Origin of the sequence: Methylobacterium sp. WL116, from assembly GCF_008039455.1 — a bacterium.
Taxonomy (GTDB): domain Bacteria; phylum Pseudomonadota; class Alphaproteobacteria; order Rhizobiales; family Beijerinckiaceae; genus Methylobacterium.
Window position 1 is genome coordinate 1 of the sequence record NZ_VRUV01000045.1, and the last position, 16,579, is coordinate 16,579.

General features: G+C 70.8%; 15 protein-coding genes and 1 pseudogene. 10 read left to right on the top strand and 6 right to left on the bottom strand.

What is annotated here, in order from left to right:
- From FV223_RS31590 to FV223_RS06430, 3 genes and pseudogenes are all read left to right on the top strand, one after another.
- Positions 1-169: pseudogene (locus FV223_RS31590) on the top strand (glycerol-3-phosphate dehydrogenase); the annotation flags it as partial.
- Positions 166-624, top strand: a complete 459-nt coding sequence (locus FV223_RS06425) for an opioid growth factor receptor-related protein (RefSeq protein ID WP_147726024.1) — start codon at positions 166-168, stop codon at positions 622-624. The pseudogene FV223_RS31590 and the gene FV223_RS06425, both read left to right, overlap by 4 nt.
- A 23-nt stretch (positions 625-647) precedes the next feature.
- Positions 648-1,064 carry an EVE domain-containing protein gene (locus FV223_RS06430; protein ID WP_147726025.1) on the top strand — a complete coding sequence of 139 codons (417 nt, stop codon included), beginning with the start codon at positions 648-650 and terminating at the stop codon, positions 1,062-1,064.
- A gap of 72 nt (positions 1,065-1,136) precedes the next feature.
- Here the strand turns inward: FV223_RS06430 and FV223_RS06435 are convergent, their stop codons facing one another.
- A complete protein-coding gene (locus tag FV223_RS06435; protein WP_147726026.1) occupies positions 1,137-2,684 on the bottom strand; it encodes a HAMP domain-containing sensor histidine kinase in 1,548 nt (515 codons plus the stop codon).
- 255 nt (positions 2,685-2,939) lie between these two features.
- Between FV223_RS06435 and FV223_RS06440 the strand changes: the two genes are divergently transcribed.
- The 5 genes from FV223_RS06440 (at position 2,940) to FV223_RS06460 (ending at position 7,659) form a co-directional block, all read left to right on the top strand.
- Positions 2,940-3,395: a (2Fe-2S)-binding protein gene (locus tag FV223_RS06440; RefSeq protein ID WP_147726027.1), complete on the top strand. Its 456-nt coding sequence runs from the start codon at positions 2,940-2,942 to the stop codon at positions 3,393-3,395.
- A gap of 99 nt (positions 3,396-3,494) precedes the next feature.
- The gene (locus tag FV223_RS06445) at positions 3,495-5,711 is read left to right on the top strand and encodes a xanthine dehydrogenase family protein molybdopterin-binding subunit (protein ID WP_147726028.1); all 2,217 of its coding nucleotides are present in this window, start codon (positions 3,495-3,497) and stop codon (positions 5,709-5,711) included.
- A gap of 164 nt (positions 5,712-5,875) precedes the next feature.
- Positions 5,876-6,577, top strand: coding sequence for a uracil-DNA glycosylase family protein (locus tag FV223_RS06450; protein WP_147726029.1), 702 nt, complete (start codon positions 5,876-5,878; stop codon positions 6,575-6,577).
- A 12-nt stretch (positions 6,578-6,589) separates the two neighbouring features.
- Positions 6,590-7,309: an orotidine-5'-phosphate decarboxylase gene (gene pyrF / locus FV223_RS06455; protein WP_147726030.1), complete on the top strand. Its 720-nt coding sequence runs from the start codon at positions 6,590-6,592 to the stop codon at positions 7,307-7,309.
- A gap of 5 nt (positions 7,310-7,314) precedes the next feature.
- Positions 7,315-7,659 carry a DUF1330 domain-containing protein gene (locus tag FV223_RS06460; protein ID WP_147726031.1) on the top strand — a complete coding sequence of 115 codons (345 nt, stop codon included), beginning with the start codon at positions 7,315-7,317 and terminating at the stop codon, positions 7,657-7,659.
- Positions 7,660-7,669: 10 nt separating this feature from the next.
- Here the strand turns inward: FV223_RS06460 and FV223_RS06465 are convergent, their stop codons facing one another.
- The gene (locus FV223_RS06465; RefSeq protein WP_147726032.1) at positions 7,670-8,296 is read right to left on the bottom strand and encodes a TetR/AcrR family transcriptional regulator; all 627 of its coding nucleotides are present in this window, start codon (positions 8,294-8,296) and stop codon (positions 7,670-7,672) included.
- A 144-nt stretch (positions 8,297-8,440) separates the two neighbouring features.
- On the opposite strand from FV223_RS06465, the gene FV223_RS06470 reads away from it, so the two are divergent.
- A complete protein-coding gene (locus tag FV223_RS06470) occupies positions 8,441-9,211 on the top strand; it encodes a glucose 1-dehydrogenase (protein WP_147726033.1) in 771 nt (256 codons plus the stop codon).
- Between the two features lie 87 nt (positions 9,212-9,298).
- A complete protein-coding gene (locus tag FV223_RS06475) occupies positions 9,299-11,047 on the top strand; it encodes a methyl-accepting chemotaxis protein (protein WP_147726034.1) in 1,749 nt (582 codons plus the stop codon).
- A 61-nt stretch (positions 11,048-11,108) separates the two neighbouring features.
- Here FV223_RS06475 and FV223_RS06480 read toward each other — a convergent pair whose 3' ends face one another.
- From FV223_RS06480 to FV223_RS06500, 4 genes are all read right to left on the bottom strand, one after another.
- On the bottom strand, positions 11,109-11,306 hold the full coding sequence (locus tag FV223_RS06480) for a hypothetical protein (RefSeq protein WP_147726035.1): 198 nt from the start codon (positions 11,304-11,306) through the stop codon (positions 11,109-11,111).
- A 353-nt stretch (positions 11,307-11,659) separates the two neighbouring features.
- The gene (locus tag FV223_RS06485) at positions 11,660-12,757 is read right to left on the bottom strand and encodes a Gfo/Idh/MocA family oxidoreductase (protein WP_147726036.1); all 1,098 of its coding nucleotides are present in this window, start codon (positions 12,755-12,757) and stop codon (positions 11,660-11,662) included.
- A gap of 87 nt (positions 12,758-12,844) precedes the next feature.
- A complete protein-coding gene (locus FV223_RS06490) occupies positions 12,845-14,641 on the bottom strand; it encodes an NADPH-dependent assimilatory sulfite reductase hemoprotein subunit (protein WP_147726037.1) in 1,797 nt (598 codons plus the stop codon).
- 186 nt (positions 14,642-14,827) lie between these two features.
- A partial coding sequence (locus FV223_RS06500; protein ID WP_147726039.1) for a flavodoxin domain-containing protein occupies positions 14,828-16,579 on the bottom strand: 1,752 nt, incomplete at its 5' end.

Consider the following 16,579-nt stretch of genomic DNA (forward strand, 5'->3'; position numbering starts at 1 on the left):
GCTCGCCGAGGGCGCCTTCACCGCCACCGCCCTGGTCGGGCTCGCCCGCGGGCAGGGGATCGAGATGCCGATCGCGGAAGCCGTCGCGGCGATCGTGGCCGGGCGGGCGAGCGTCGAGGACGTGGTCGCCGCGCTGCTCGCCCGCCCGCTGAAGGCGGAATCCGAATGACTTCGATCCAGGCCTTCCTCGCGGGCGGCGGCACCGACGGCGCCGGCCGCACGCTGGCTACCGTGCTCGCCTTCGACGACGACCGCATCGAGGCGGTCCACGACTTCATCCAGTGGTGCTTCCCCCTCGAGCAGGCGAGCCGCGCGGTGCCCGGTGCGCCGGTGCTGACGCCGGCGGAGGCGGACTCGATCCGTCGCGATCCGGCCGCCCGCGAGGGCCTGAGCGCGGCGCTCGCGCGGATGCGTCGGTTCTACGCCGACACCGATCGCTGGCTCGCGCCCCACGACCACAACCACCTGCGCATCACCCGCATCCTCACGGCGATCCGCGACCTGCTCGGCGAGGCGGAGGCGCAAGACTTCTACGCGTTCGCGACCGCGCGGAACGCAGGGGCCGGATCGCCGATCAACCCGGCGAGCCTCGCCTTCTGGGCCGCGGCGGTCGGCCGGTCCTGATCTTCGAGCAAGCGACGAGACGCATGCCCCACTGGCTCTACAAGTCCGAGCCCGCGACCTGGTCGTGGGCGCAGCAGGTCGCCGCCGGGGAAACCGGCACGCACTGGAACGGGGTGCGCAACCACCTCGCCAAGAAGCAGCTCATGGCGATGCAGGTCGGCGACCTCGGGTTCTTCTACCACTCGAACGAGGGCAAGGCCGTCGTCGGGATCGTGCGGGTGATCAAGCCGTACTACCCGGATCACACCGACGCGAGCGGCCGGTTCGGCATGGTCGACCTCGCCGCCGTCGAGACGCTGCCGAATCCCGTCACCCTCGACGCGATCAGGGCCGAGACGGCGCTCAAGGACATGGTTCTCGTCAACAACTCGCGCCTCTCGGTGCAGCCGGTGACGGAGGCCGAGTGGGCGCTGATCCGGGCGATGGGCGGGCTCGGCTGATCGCCTGACAGGGCATCGTGCGGGATCGCATCCGCCTCGCGCGAGCCGGACCTCATCGCGCCTGGGGATGCGTCAGGCGGCCCTGGCGGCGGGCTTGGCACGGACCGACGCCGCGGGCTTCTCCGGCTCCGGTCCGACGGCGACGGCGGCGAGCGTGTCCATCACCCGGCTCGCCGGCAGCGTGACGATCACCTCGGTGCCCTCGCGCGGCTTCGACTTCAGCGTGAAGTTTCCGCCATGCAGGTCGACGAGGCCCTTCACGATCGGCAGGCCGAGGCCGGAGCCCTGCTCCGCGGTCTTGATCGCCAGCGAGCCGCGGCCGAACGAGGACATCACGGTGCCGAGCTCATCCTCCGGGATGCCGGGGCCGCTGTCCTTGACCGCGACGTACTGGCCGCCGGAGCTGGTCCAGCCGACCTTGATCGTGATCTCGCCGCCCGGCGGCGTGAACTTCACCGCGTTCGAGAGCAGGTTCAGCACCACCTGCCGCAACGCCCGCTCGTCGGCCCAGAGCCGCGGCAGGGTCTCGTCGACGAAGTCCAGGAAGGTCTGGTTCTTGCCGCGCGCCTTGAGCCCCATCATGTGGCGGCATTCCTCGACGATGTGGGCGAGCTTCACCGCCTCCTCGTTGAGCTCGTAGCGGCCGGCCTCGATCCGCGAGAGGTCCAGGATCTCGTTGATGAGGTTCAGGAGGTGCATCCCGCTGTCGTGGATGTCGTTGGAATACTCGCCGTAGCTCGGCGCGGTGTGCGGGCCGAACACCTCGTTCTTCATCACCTCCGAGAAGCCGAGGATCGCGTTGAGCGGCGTGCGCAGCTCGTGGCTCATGGTGGCGAGGAAGCGCGACTTGGCGAGGTTCGCCTCCTCCGCCCGGCGCCGGGCCTCGTCGGAATTGGCCTTGGCCTCCTCCAGCTCGCCGAACACCGCGTCCTTCTCCGCCCGCGACTGCAGCGCGCCGATGGTCGAGGTGTAGATGCGGCGGGCAAGGCCGAGGAAGAAGATCTGCGAGCCGATCGCCATCGCGACCAGCATCACCGCGTCCATTTGGCGAGTGAAGGCGAGCAGGCACAGGGTCGCCAGGGCCAGCGGCACCAGGGCGGCGACGGCGGCGGCGGGAACGGTGGCGGCCACCATCGTCGCGACCGCCGCCGCGATCACCAGGCCGAACATCGCGAAGTGCCAGCCGCCGACCGCGCCGAGCCCGATCAACGCCGACCAGCTCAGGCTCTGCAGCACCTCGCCGAAGGCGAAGCGGCGGCGCCAGCGCGCGAGCGACACCGTGTCCGGCTCGGCGCGCAGGAAGCTCCGGCTCATCGACGCGTTGAGGGTGATCATCAGGAAGGCGCACAGCGCCCAGAGCGACGCGACCAGCGGCTCGACCCAGAAGCAGGCGGCGCCGGCCAGCGCCATCGCGAACAGCCCGAGCGGGATGCCCGCGCCGGCGCGATACTGCGCGTAGAGGCGCAGCAGCTCGTAGTCGAACGCCCGTTCGAGGCCCGTCTTCGAGGTCAGCTTCTCGCGGACCGAGCGCATGTCGCGCGCGACGCCACGGCGGCGCACGGCCTCCTCCGACGAAGGACCGCGGCCGCGCTGCACCATCTCGACCGTCAGTTCGGACATCGGCCTCTTCGAAGGCTGGACGTAGGGGGCGCCGGTGCGGGGTGCCCGACCGCAACATGCGGCGGATCGACGATGCGCGGGATGTGTTAAGAACGGCCTGCCGCGAGGGCGAGGATTGTCGCCATCGCGCGAAGCGTGCACTGACGTTCCGGACCGTTCGCGGTTCGTGCGCGGTTCGTGCGCGGACGCACATCTTGTGGATGCGTCCGAGGATTAGCCATCGACGGCATAAGTTCTGCGCGCGGGAGATCTCGGATGTTGAACCTCACCGTGAACGGCGTCCGGCACACCGTCGACGCCGATCCCGAGATGCCGCTGCTCTGGGCGCTGCGCGACCACCTCGACAAGACCGGAACCAAGTACGGCTGCGGCATCGCGCAGTGCGGCGCCTGCACGGTCCATCTCGACGGCCAGCCGGTCCGCTCCTGCCAGACGAGGATCGGCGACGTCGGCGAGGCCAAGATCACGACGATCGAGGGCATCTCGGGCCGCGTCGCGGAGGCCGTGCAGGGCGCCTGGCGCAAGCTCGACGTCGTCCAGTGCGGCTACTGCCAGTCCGGCCAGATCATGTCCGCGATCGGCCTTCTCACCGACAACCCGAAACCGTCCGAGGCCGACATCGACGGCGCGATGGACGGCAACATCTGCCGGTGCGGCACCTATCAGCGCATCCGCGCGGCGATCCACGAGGCCGCCCGCACCCTCGCCTGATCCGGCTCGTCCGCGCGTCCCTTCGCGCGGATCGCACGGCCCGTCGCTCGCCCCCTTCGAACGCCCTTCGCCCGTTCCCGAACTGACCGGAGCCACGCCATGCTGAAGATCCGTCAGACGGACCCGCGCTCTCCCCGCGCGACCCGCCGCAGCTTCCTCGCCGGCGGCGCCGCCGCGACGGGCGCGATCGTCATCGGCTTCCGCCTCGATCTGAAGAACACCGCCCGCGCCGCCGCCGGTCCCGACCTGTCGGGTGTGAAGGCCGATCCGAACGCCTTCGTGCGGATCGGCGCCGACGACACCGTGACGGTGATCATCAAGCACCTCGACATGGGGCAGGGCAACACCACCGGCCTCGCCACCATCCTCGCCGACGAGCTCGATGCGGACTGGTCGCGGGTGCGCACCGAGTTCGCGCCGGCCGACGCCGCCCGCTACAACAACCTGCTGATGGGCCCGATCCAGGGAACCGGCGGCTCGACGGCGATCGCCAATTCCTGGTTCCAGCTGCGCAAGGCCGGCGCCGCCGCCCGCGAGATGCTGGTCGCGGCCGCCGCCTACCAGTGGAAGGTCCCGGCGGCCGAGATCACCGTCGCGAACGGCGTCGTCCGGCACGCGGCCTCGAGCCGGCAGGCCCGGTTCGGCGAGCTGGCGGCCTCCGCCGCGACGCTTCCGGTGCCGCAGGAGCCGCGCCTGAAGGACCCGAGCCAGTGGACGCTGATCGGCCAGCGTACGCCGCGCCTGGATTCCGCGGCCAAGACCGACGGCAGCGCCGTCTACGCCCTCGACATCCGTCGGCCCGGCCAGGTCACCGCCGTCGTTGCCCGCCCGCCGCGCTTCGGCGGCACGGTGAAGAGCTTCGACGACGCCGCGACCCGCAAAGTCGCGGGCGTCGTCGACGTCGTCGCGATTCCCTCCGGCGTCGCGGTCGTCGCCAAGGACACCTGGTCGGCGATGAAGGGCCGGGAGGCGCTGAAGGTGGTGTGGGACGACGGCGCGGCCGAGACGCACTCCTCCGACGCGATCCTCGCCGGCTACCGCGAGCAGGCCAAGCGCCCCGGCCTCGTCGCCTCCGAGCGCGGCGACGCGGAGGCCGGCATCAAGGGCGCAGCCAAGGTCCTGGAGGCGGAGTTCACCTTCCCCTACCTCGCGCACGCCGCGATGGAGCCGCTGAACGCGACGATCGAGCAGGCGCCGGACGGCGGCTACGACGTCTATGCCGGCCTGCAGTTCCAGACGATCGAGCAGGCCACGGTCGCCGCGGTGATGGGCACCACCACCGACAAGGTCCGCCTGCACACGCAATGGGCCGGCGGCTCGTTCGGCCGGCGCGCGACGCCGACTGCCGACTACATCGCCGAGGCCGCGACCATCCTCAAGGCGACCCGGGCCAAGGCGCCGGTCCACCTCGTCTGGACCCGCGAGGACGACATGTCCGGCGGCTACTACCGCCCCACGGTCTACCACAAGGTCCGCGCCGGGCTCGACGCCAAGGGCGGGATCGTCGGATGGCAGCACGTGATGATCGGCAAGTCGATCATGATCGGCTCGCCGTTCGAGGCGATGATCGTCAAGAACGGCATCGATTCGACCACCGTCGAGGGCGCCTCCGACACCGCCTACGCGCTCCCGGCCTACCGCTTCGAGGTCCACAACGCCCGCGAGGGCGTGCCGGTCCTGTGGTGGCGCTCGGTCGGGCACAGCCACACCGCGCAGGCGATGGAGGTGTTCATCGACGAGCTGGCGCATGCCGCCGACGTCGACCCGCTCGCCTACCGGCTCTCGCTTCTGACCGGAGCCCCGCGCCTCTCGGGCGTCCTCAAGCTCGCCGCCGAGAAGGCGGACTGGGACGCCGGCAGCAAGGCCAACGGCAAGGGCCGCGGCCTCGGCATCGCCGCCCACGAATCGTTCGGCTCCTACGTGGCGATGGTCGCCGACATCACGGCGGAGGACGCCAAGGTGAAGGTCAACCGCATCGTCGCGGCGGTCGACGTCGGCGTGGCGGTGAACCCGGACGTGATCCGCGCCCAGGTCGAGGGCGCGGTCGGCTTCGCGCTGTCGTCGGTGCTGCGCAACCGCATCACCCTCAAGGACGGCGTGGTGCAGGAGAAGAACTTCGACACCTACGAGCCGACGCGCATGAGCGAGATGCCCGTGGTCGAGGTCCACATCATGCCGTCCTCGGCGGCACCGACCGGCATCGGCGAGCCGGGCGTGCCGGTGCTCGCGCCGTCGATCTCCAATGCGATCTTCGCCGCGACCGGGCAGCGCCTGCGCTCGCTGCCGCTCGACCTGGCCGGCTTGAAGGGCGTGTGAGGTTCGACACGCCGCGGATGCGGGGCAGGGCGTAGCGTCGGCCCGCTTCCCAGAGCTTCGAACCCAACTGCAACCACGGCGCGGGCCTCGTCCCGCGCCGTTTCTTTTGGTCGCGTCGGTCCGGGCTCGCCGAAGCGCGACGCGGTGCCCATGTCGCATCCAGCATGGACACCGCCTTCGACCGCACCGCCGCGCGCCTGCGCGCCTGCCGGATCTGCCGCGACGCGCCGCTCTACGGGCCGCCGCTGCCGCAGGAACCGCGCCCGATCGTCCAGGGGACCGCCACGGCGCGGCTGTGCATCGCCAGCCAGGCGCCCGGAACGCGGGCGGACCGCACCGGCATCCCGTTCATGGACCCGTCGGGGGTGCGCCTCCGGTCCTGGCTCGGTCTCGACGAGTCCGCCTTCTACGACGCGAGCCGGGTGTCGATCGTGCCGATGGGCTCGTGCTTCCCGGGGCTCGATGCCAAGGGCGGCGACAAGCCGCCGCGGCGCGAATGCGCCGAGCGCTGGCGCGACGAGCTCTTCGCCGGCCTGCCGCATCTCGAGCTCGTCCTGGTGATCGGCCAGTACGCGCAGGCGTGGCACCTCGGCAAGATGCCGGACGGGCTCACCGGCACGGTGCGGCGCTGGCGCCAGATCCTCGCCGAGCCGCGTGCCCCGCGTGTGCTGCCGCTGCCCCATCCGTCCTGGCGCAACAACGGCTGGCTCAAGCGGGAGCCCTGGTTCGAGGCCGAGCTACTGCCGGTGCTGAAGGCCGAGGTGGCTCGCGTCATGGCGGGCGGGGTCACGGCGAACGGAGTCATGGCTTCCGGTGTCATGGCTGCCCCCGCGGGGGCGCGATTGACACCGCACCCGGCCGCGTGATCGGGAACTGCGATGCGAGATCAGCCCAACCCGAGCCCGACCGACCCGCGCGACCGCCTCATCGTCGCCCTCGACCTCGACGACCCGGCGGCGGCCCGCGCGCTGATCGACCGGATCGGGGACGCGGCGACGTTCTACAAGATCGGCTACCGCCTGGCCTATGCCGGCGGGCTGTCGCTGGTGCCGGAACTCGCCGCGCGCGGGCTCAAGGTCTTCCTCGACCTCAAGCTGCACGACATCGGCAACACGGTGGAGGAGGGGGTGCGTGCGCTCTCCGGCCTCGGCGCGACCTTCCTGACGGTGCATGCCTACCCGCAGACCATGCGCGCGGCGGTGCGCGGGCGCGGCGCGTCCGACCTGAAGATCCTCGCGGTGACGGTGCTCACCTCCTACGACGAGGGCGACGCGCGCGAATCCGGCTACGCGCTGCCGATCTCCGACCTCGTCGCGCACCGCGCCTTCCAGGCGGCCGAGGCCGGCATCGACGGCATCGTCTGCAGCGCCTTCGAGGCGGAGGCCGTCCGCACCGTCGTCGGCCCGGGCAGCCTGATCGTGACGCCGGGCATCCGCCCGGCCGGCAGCGCCGCCGGCGACCAGAAGCGGGTGATGACCCCGGGCCAGGCGCGCGCGGCGGGCATCGACCACGTCGTCGTCGGCCGCCCGATCACCGCTGCCGCAGATCCGCGCGCCGTGGCACAAGCGATCCTCGCCGAGATGGCAGCACAGGAGTGACGAGAATGACGCGCGGCTACTGGATCGTCCGGGTCGATGTGCGGGACGCGGAGGCCTACAAGGACTACGCCGCCTCGAACGGCGCCGCCTTCGCCGAGTTCGGCGGCCGCTTCCTCGTGCGCGGCGGACGCTTCGAGGCGGTGACCGGGACGGCGCGTGCCCGCAACGTGGTGATCGAGTTCGCGAGCTACGACGACGCGCTCGCCTGCTGGAAGTCGGACAGCTACCAGGCCGCGCGCGCCAAGCAGAAGAACGGCGCCGATGCCGACATCCTGATCATCGAGGGCTACGACGGCGAGCAGCCGAACGTCGGCATCGCGCCGGAGCCGGCCAACCCCGCATCGGAGTGACCGACCCGTCTTAGCGGCCGGCCGGTCGCAGGCTTCGCAGCAGGAACGCGATCATCACGTCGAGGTCCGGCACGGGGGCGTCGGGATACTGGCTGACCAGCAGCGGATGGCTGTAGCGCGCGATCGCCGTGTGCAGGCAGCGCGCCGTGCCGGCCGGATCGTCCGTCTCGAACTCGCCGCGCGCGACGCCGTCGACGACGATCCGCTCGAACACCGCCCCGATCCGGTCGACGTGATGGCGGCAGACCTCCCAGCTCTCGCTCATCGCCGCCTCGATCATCTCGTGCATGCGCGGGAAGGCGCGGCAGCGCTCGGAGGTGTCGCGGTACAAGGCCCCGATCACCGCCGTCAGGCGGTCCGCGGCGCGCGAGCCCGGGGCGTCGGCGATCGTCGAGATCAGCGCCTCGACCTCGCCGACCAGGCGCTCGACCACCGCCTCGTTGATCGCCTTCTTCGAGTCGAAGAACCGGTAGACGTTGGCCGGGCTCATCTTCAGCGTCTTGGCGATGTCGGCGACGGTGGTCTTCTGGTAGCCGATCTCGCGGAACGAGCGCTCGGCCGTCGCCAGGATCCGGCAGCGCGTCGTCGGCGCGCTCTCGTCGCTCTGGATGCGTTCTAGGTCGACGGCGATGGTCATGGACCGAGCGTATGCCGCAATCCGGCAAAGCGTCAAAATGTCGGACCGCGCACCTGTGAGGAACCGGGCCGCGACGCCCGAATTGGCCCGCTGAAACGGCCCGATGGCGGGGCCGGACCACCTCCAGCAGCGAAGCCGGCACCGATGAAGCTCGAAGGCAAGAAGGCCCTGATCACCGGTGCGGATTCCGGGATCGGCCGGGCCACCGCACTCCTGTTCGCGCAGCGCGGCGCGGACGTCGCGATCACCTACAACACCGACGCGGACGGCATCACCGAGACCGCGCGCCTGGTCGAGGAGACGGGGCGCCGGGCGCTGGTGATCCAGAACGACGTCGGCGACCCGGCCTCCGTCACCGCCACCTTCGACCGCATCGCCAGCGACCTCGGGCCGATCGACATCCTGGTGGCCAATGCCGGGCAGGCGATGAGCGGGATGGCGGTGGCGGACATGGAGGATGCGCGGCTGGAGCAGATCCTGCGCGTGAACCTGATGGGGCCGCTGTTCTGCGCCCGCGCCTTCATCAAGATGCGCCGGGTGCAGGGCGGCCGCGGCAAGATCGTGATGGTCTCGTCGGTCGCGCAGCACCTGCCGACGCCGGAAAGCGCGCCCTACGGCATGTCGAAGGCGGGCGTCGGATCGCTTTGCCGAAGCCTGTCGCGCGAGCTCGCCGAGGACAAGATCAACGTCAACAACGTCGCGCCCGGCCTGATCGAGACGCCGATGACCGCCGACCGCTTCGAGGACCCGAAGGTGCTCGACAAGTCGCTCGAGCGGATCCCGTGGCATCGCGCCGGGCAGCCCGACGACATCGCCAAGGCGATCCTCTACCTCAGCAGCGACGATGCCGACTACGTCACCGGGCACACCCTCGTCGTCGACGGCGGCCTGACGATGCAGTGGGGCGGCGCCTGAACCGCGACCGGCCGTTTCGACCGCGTCCCTCGCATGATCCCGGCAGCGTTAACAGGATGGTAGCGGACTTCAGTCACATCTGAGGGTATGCTGTTCCAGTTCAGAACCAGAGCCCCAGCGCGCACCATCGACGCCTCCACGCCAGTGGAGGCGATCGAGCAGCCCAAGCCCGTGGCGCCCGTGGCGGCCGTCGCGGCGCGTCTCGACGGCGACGTCGTGAACGCCATCGAGGAAGACGTCCGCTCCGCGATCGAAGGGGTGAGCCGCTCGATCGAGACCGCGCAGAGCGACGTCGCCGAGATGAAGGGCGGCCTCTCCGCGATCCGGGCGCAGATGGACGACCTCGTCCAGGTCTCGCGGAACGCGGCCGCCGCGACCGCGAGCCTCGCCGGCCAGACCGGAAGCCTGTCGACCCTCGCGAGCCAGACCGCCGCGGCCATGTCGCAGGCCGGCGGTCATCTCGACCATGCCGGCGATCGCGGCTCCGAGGCGCGCGCCCTGATCGCGACGCTGGCCCAGGCCGGCAACGAGATCGCCGGCATCGTCGACACGATCGCCGCGGTGGCGCGGCAGACGAACCTGCTCGCGCTGAACGCCACGATCGAAGCCGCCCGCGCCGGCGAGGCCGGGCGCGGCTTCGCGGTCGTCGCCGCCGAGGTCAAGGCGCTCTCGGTCGAGACGGCGCGGGCGGCCGAGGAGGTGCGGACCCGCGTCCTGCGCCTCCGGGAAGGCGCCGCCGCCTCCGGCGCCGCGATCGAGGCCGCGGCCGGGGCCATCGAATCGGTCCGCCCGTCCTTCGCCAGCGTCCGGGAGATCGCCGACATCCAAGCCCGCACGGTCACGAGCATCGTCGACGAGGCGACCCGCACCTCGGACCTCGTCGCGCATCTCGACGCGGATGCGGGCTCGGCCAGCGCCGCCGCGTTCGACCTCGACCGCCAGGCGGAGCGCATGCAGTCGGCCACCGCGTCCGCGGCCGAGCAGGCCGGCCGCCTGGGCCAGCGCTTCGTCACCGTGGTCCGCCAGAGCGAGCTCGGCGACCGGCGCCGGTTCGATCGTTACCCGGCCGACCTCCAGGTCCGCCTGCCGGATGGGCGCAGCACCCGCACGGTTGATCTGAGCGAGGGCGGCGTCCTGCTGCGCGCGCCGGAGGGGGAATCCATCGCGGTCGGGGCCGGCATCGCCATCGCGATCGACACCGTCGGCGTGGTCCAGGCACAGGTGGTGGCGACGAGCGCGATGGGGGTGCACTGCGCGTTCCAGGCGAACGACGGCGCGTTCCGCGACAAGCTGCTGGCAAAGATCGCGTCGATCCACGCGGAGCACGCGCCGCTGATCGTCAAGGTCCAGGCCCTGGCGGCGCAGGCCGCGTCGATCCTCGAAGGAGAGCTGGCCGCGGGGCGCGTGTCGGAGGCGGCCCTGTTCGACACCGACTACCGGCCGATCGCCGGCTCAAACCCGGCGCAGTTCATGACGCGCTCGGTCGAGCCGATCGTGCGGTTGCTCGGACCGATCCTCGAGGCGGAACTCGGGCGCGACGAGCGGATGATGTTCTGTATCCTGACCGACCGCAACGGCTTCCTGCCGTTCCACAACCGGGTCTACTCGCAGCCGCAGCGCAGCGACGACCCGATGTGGAACCACGTCAACGCGCGGAACCTGCGCATCTTCGACGACCGGACCGGCATCACGGCGGCGCGTTCAATGCGGCCGGTGACGCTTCAGGTCTACCGACGCGAACTCGGCACCCAGATCATCATGGTGACCGAAGTCGACGCACCGCTGAAGATCAAAGGGCGCCACTGGGGCGGCTGCCGGACCGCCTATCGCTTGTGACCGACGCGGGCCGGAGGGCCCGCATCACCCTGATCGATCGAACGCCGAAAAAGCAGACGGCTTACGAACCGAACTGCGAGCCGAGCTGCTCGAGGTATTCAGCGAGGTCGACGCCGCCGACGCGCTTGCCGTAGTCGAAGCGCATGCCCTGGCGGATGTCGACCGCCGCGCTCTTGGTCGTCAGCGTGAACGGACGGACGCAGACCCAGGCGCCGTCGCGGCGGTGTTCGAAGTATCCGAGGATTTCGTGCTTGCCCATGTCTCGGTCCCGTATGGATTTTCGGGATAACGAGCACGGCCCCACTTCGTTCGACGCGCGCGGAGATTTATCCGCATCTTACCGTCAAGCTTTGGTCTTTGCAGGGCAGCACGTGTTTGCTGCGAGGCAACATGGCGACGCATGACGAACCTTGTTCCGACGCGCATGAGCTGGGCGCTTCGTCGATCGCCGCCTCCCGCGCGTCCCTGGTGCCGAGATGCCGCGCAGCGACACCGCAGACGGCCGCGTGATCCCAAGATCATGCTGCTTACGAGGTCCACTCGGCGCGATCACTTCAGCACGCGGTGATGGGTAAGAGCGAGGCCGGTCGCATCGCCGGCCGCTCGCTGCGTTCAGCCGCCCGGCTTGGCGGCGTTGACGAGGTCCGGGGGCGTGATCTCGGGCAGCGCGATCGCCTGCGACGCGTCCGGCCGCGTTCGGCGTCGCATCGGCGCAAGGGCCTGCGGCTGGCCGGTCTCGAGCGCGCGCTCGATCGCGGCAAGGATGCGGACGTCGGCCAGCCCCTCCTCGCCGTCCGGCTCCGGCACGCGTCTGTTCAGGATGCAATCCGAGAAGTACCGCGTCTCGGCCCCGAACTGGTCGACGCTCGGATAGGACAGGGCTTCGGTCTCGCCGCCACGGGTCAGCTCGCCCGCGAGCGACTGGCCGAAGGTGAAGCCCGGCGCCATCAGGAGGTCGCCCTCGGTCCCGGCGATGCGGTAGGCGTCGACCGAGTCGGTCTCGTAGGAGACGGTGAACTGCGCGAGGCGGTCGCCGGGGAAACGGAGCGTGACCGCGACGGTGCCGTGGAAGGCGTAGGGGCTTCCCGGCCGGCGGGCACCGTGGGCGTGGACCTCGACCGGCTCGTCGGCGAACAGGTTGCGCACGGCGTTGATCGGATAGGTACCCATGTCCGGCACCGGCCCGGCCCAGTAGCCCTGGTGCGCGCGGTGGTTCTCGGTCGCGACGTGCTGGCCGAAGGTCGCGGTGAAGACCAGCGGCTCGCCGATCGCGCCGGTCCGCACCCGCTCGATCGCGTCGAGGGAGCCGGGCTCGAAGTGCAGGCGGTAGGCCAGCATCAGCCGGGCGTTGCCGCGCTCGGCCGCGGCGATGATCGCCTCGCACTCGGCGACGCTCGTCGCCATCGGCTTCTCGAGCAGCACATGGATGCCGGCCTCCAGCGCGGGCACGGCGTAGTCGCGGTGCATCGCGTTCGGCAGCGCGAGGTAGACCGCATCGAACAGGCCGGAGGCCAGCGCCTCGGCGTAGCGGTCGTAGGAGAAGGTGGTCAGGCGATAGCGTTCGCCGAGCGAAGCGGCCTTCTCCGGATCGCCGGTGACCAGCGCCGTGATCGTGGAATTGCCGGTCTGCGCCACCGCCGGCATGAAGGCGGCCTGCGAGATCCAGCCGCCGCCGACCACCGCGTAGCGGATCGCCTTCGCATCACTCATGGTCGCCCCCGGGTTACGCCGATGCAGGCGCAACGCGAGGTGCGAGCCGAGGTTTCCGAACGCTCGCGGCGCGGAGGCGGTTTCGCGTCAGGCGGCGGGCTTCAGCGCGCCGATGTTGTCGTGGAAGTCGGGCCCATTGGTGGTCTTCGCCACGTGGCCGGCGCGGACGAGGTAGTCGCCGAAGCGCTCGCCCGGATTGCGGCCGCGCGCGTAGTCGGCGAAGAGCGGGTCGAGGGTGTCGCGGATCTCGTCGGCCTTCACGTCCTCGCGGTAGAGCTTGCCCAGGCGCGAGCCGTCGAAGGCGGCGCCGAGGTAGAGGTGGTAGCGCTCGGGGCCGCGGCCGACGAGGCCGATCTCGGCGATGAACGGGCGGGCGCAGCCGTTCGGGCAGCCGGTCGAGCGGATCGTGATCTCGTCGTCCTGCAGGCCGTGGCGGGCGAGGCTCGCCTCGAGCTCGGTCATCAGGTCGGGCAGGTAGCGCTCGCTCTCGGCCAGGGCGAGGCCGCAGGTCGGCAGCGCGACGCAGGCGATCGAGTTGCGCCGCAGGGCGCCGGCGCCCTTGGTCAGGCCGTATTCGTCGACCAGCGCCTCGATCGCCGCCCGCTTCTCGGAGGGCACGTTGGCGATGATCACGTTCTGGTTGCCGGTGAGGCGGAAGTCGCCCTCGTGCTCGGTGGCGATCCGGCGCAGGCCGCTCAGGAACTTGGGGCCGTCCTCGTAATCCTTGATCCGGCCCGACGGCACGTACAGCGTCAGGTGATGGCGGCCGTCGTCGCCTTCGGTCCAACCGTAGCGGTCGCCGTTGCCGGTGAAGGTGAACGGCTTCGGGTCGGCGAAGGCCTTGCCGACGCGCTTCTCGACCTCGGCGCGAAACGCCTTCAGGCCGTAGCGCTCGATCGTGTACTTGAGCCGGGCGTTCTTGCGGTTGGTGCGGTTGCCCCAGTCGCGCTGCACCGTCATCACCGCTTCGGCGACCTTCACCGCCTCGTCCGGCTTGCAGAACAGCATCAGGTCGGCGGTGCGCGGGAAGGTGTCCGGCTCGCCGTGGGTCATGCCCATGCCGCCGCCGACGGTGACGTTCCAGCCGGTGAGCTTGTTGGCCTTGTCGAGGATCGCGATGAAGCCGAGGTCGTGCGCGAAGACGTCGACCTCGTTCGAGGGCGGCACCGCGACGACGATCTTGAACTTCCGCGGCAGGTAGGTCTTGCCGTAGACCGGCTCGAACTCCTCCTCGCCGCCGACGACCTTCTCGCCGTCGAGCCAGATCTCGCGCCAGGCGTTGGTCCGCGGCAGCAGCGAATCGGAGATGTCCTTGGCCAGCTCGTAGGCCGCGGCGTGCGCGTGGGTCTGGGCCGGGTTGGTCGCGGCCATGACGTTGCGGTTGACGTCGCCGCAGGCGGCGATGGTGTCGAGCAGCGCGGCGTCGATCGCCGCCATGGTGCGCTTGAGGTTCGACTTGATCACGCCGTGATACTGGAAGGTCTGGCGCGTCGTCGCGCGGATCGCGTCGCCGGCATAGGTCGTGGCGATGTCGTCCAGCGCCAGCCACTGCTTCGGGCTGATGACGCCGCCGGCGATGCGCAGGCGGATCATGAAGGCGTAGGCTTTGTCGAGCTTCTTCTTGGTCCGCTCCGGGCGCAGGTCGCGATCGTCCTGCAGGTACATCCCGTGGAACTTCACGAGCTGGCCGTCATCGTCGGAGATCGCGCCGGTGGCGTGCTTGAGCAGCCCGTCGGCCAAGCCGCCGCGGAGATAGCCGCTCGCGATCTTCAGGTGCTCGTTGTGCGCGAGCCCCGCAGCCCGCGCGGCCTCCGCCTCGTCGATCGGGCGGCCGGTCGGCGGGGTCTCGTAGACGCGCTCGGAAGCAGGCTTGTGGTCGTCCATGGCGGTGATCCGTCTCGATTCATTTCGACTGCCGACGCATCTCCCTCCCCCCTTTGCGGGGGAGGGTGGCCCCTGCGTCAGCAGGGGTCGGGAGAGGGGAGCGCCGTATCCGGCATCGTCGCTCCCCTCTCCCGACCCGCTTCGCGGGCCACCCTCTCCCGCAGGGGGGAGAGGGAAGGGGTGGCGTCAGTACACGTCCTGCTGGTAACGCCCGGCGCGCTCAAGGGCCGACACCGCCGCTGCGGCATCGTCGGCACTCAGGCCCTTCACCGCCGCGTAGGCGTTCTCGACCGCGACGCGGACGTCCTTGGCCATCGCCTTGGCGTCGCCGCAGACATAGAGGTGCGCGCCGCCCTCCAGCCACTCCACCAGCTCCTCGCGATGCTGGTCGATGCGGTGCTGCACGTAGAGCTTCTCCGGCTGGTCGCGCGAGAACGCCACGTCGATCTTGGTGAGCGAGCGGTCCTCCAGCGCCTCCTGCCATTCGAGCTGGTACAGGAAGTCGTGGGTGAAGTGCCGGTCGCCGAAGAACAGCCATGAGCGGCCGGTGGCCTCGACCGCGCGGCGCTCCTGCACGAAGGCGCGGAACGGGGCGACGCCGGTGCCGGGCCCGACCATGATGATGTCGGTCGCCGGGTCGGCGGGCAGGCGGAAGTGGCGGTTCGGCTTCAGGCGGACCCGGAGCTTGGCGCCGTCCGACATCCGGTCGGCGACGTGGGTCGAGGCGACTCCGGTCCGCGCCCGGCCGTGGGTCTCGTAGCGCACGGCGGCGATCACGAGGTGGACCTCGTCGCCGACTTCCTTGCGCGAGGACGCGATCGAGTAGGCGCGCGGCGGCAGCGGACGGGCGATGCCGCCGAGATGCTCGGCGGTCAGGGCCGCCGGGTAGGTCTCGATCAGGTCGATGAGGTGGCGGCCCTCGATCCAGGCGCGGACCTCGCCGCTCTCGATCAGCCGCTTGGCCTCGTCGTGCCCGGTCGCCTTCACGAAGCGCTCGACCGTGGCGGCCGAGAGGGTGGTGATGTCGCGCTCGGCGAGCAGCGAGCGGCGCAGGGCCTCGTCGCCGGTCAGGCCGGTCGCCTTCAGGATCTCCTCGACCAGGGCCGGGTCGTTCTCCGGGTAGATCTCGAGCGAGTCGCCGGGCTCGTAGGCGGGCGCGCCGTCCTCGAAGGCCAGCGCGAGGTGGATCGTCTCCTTGTCCGAGCGCGACGAGTTGAGGTTCACGTGCTCGACCACCTCGACCACGACTGGCTCTCGGCTCGGCTCGGCATCCTCGTCCTCGGCAGCCGTGGCGCGGGCGAAGTCGACCGCCACGACGTTGTCGGCGGCGACCGGGGCCGGCGCCAGCGCCTTCAGCGTGTCCTTGATCCAGGCGGCGGCCGGCCTCTCGTAGTCGAGGTCGAGGTCGGCGCGCTCGGCCGCCCGCTTGCCGCCCAGCGTCTCGAAACGGGCATCGAGCGCCTTACCGATGGCGCAGAACTCGGCGTAGGAGGTGTCGCCGAGCGCGAGCACCGCGAACTCGACGCCGTCGAGGCGCGGGGCGCCGTCGCTCATCAGGGCGTTGTAGGTGTGGGTCGCGCGGGCGGGCGGCTCGCCTTCGCCCCAGGTCGCGGCGATGGCGACGAGCTTGCCGGCCTTCGGCAGCACGGCGAGGTCGAGGTCGGCGAAGTCGATGACCTTCGGCTTGAAGCCCTGCTTGCGCGCGAGCTTGGCGACGGTGCCGGCCAGGGCCTCGCAGTTGCCGGATTCGCTCGCGTAGATGATCGTCAGCGGCTCGGCGGCCTTCGGCGGAGCGGCCGGTGCCGCCGCAGGCTGCCCGCCGAGCGCGACATCACCACCCTCTCGGCCGCCACGGTCGAGCGCTTCGTGAAGGCGACCGGGCACGACGAGGCCAAGCGGCTGATCGAGAGCGGCGAGGTCCGCGCCTGGATCGAGGGC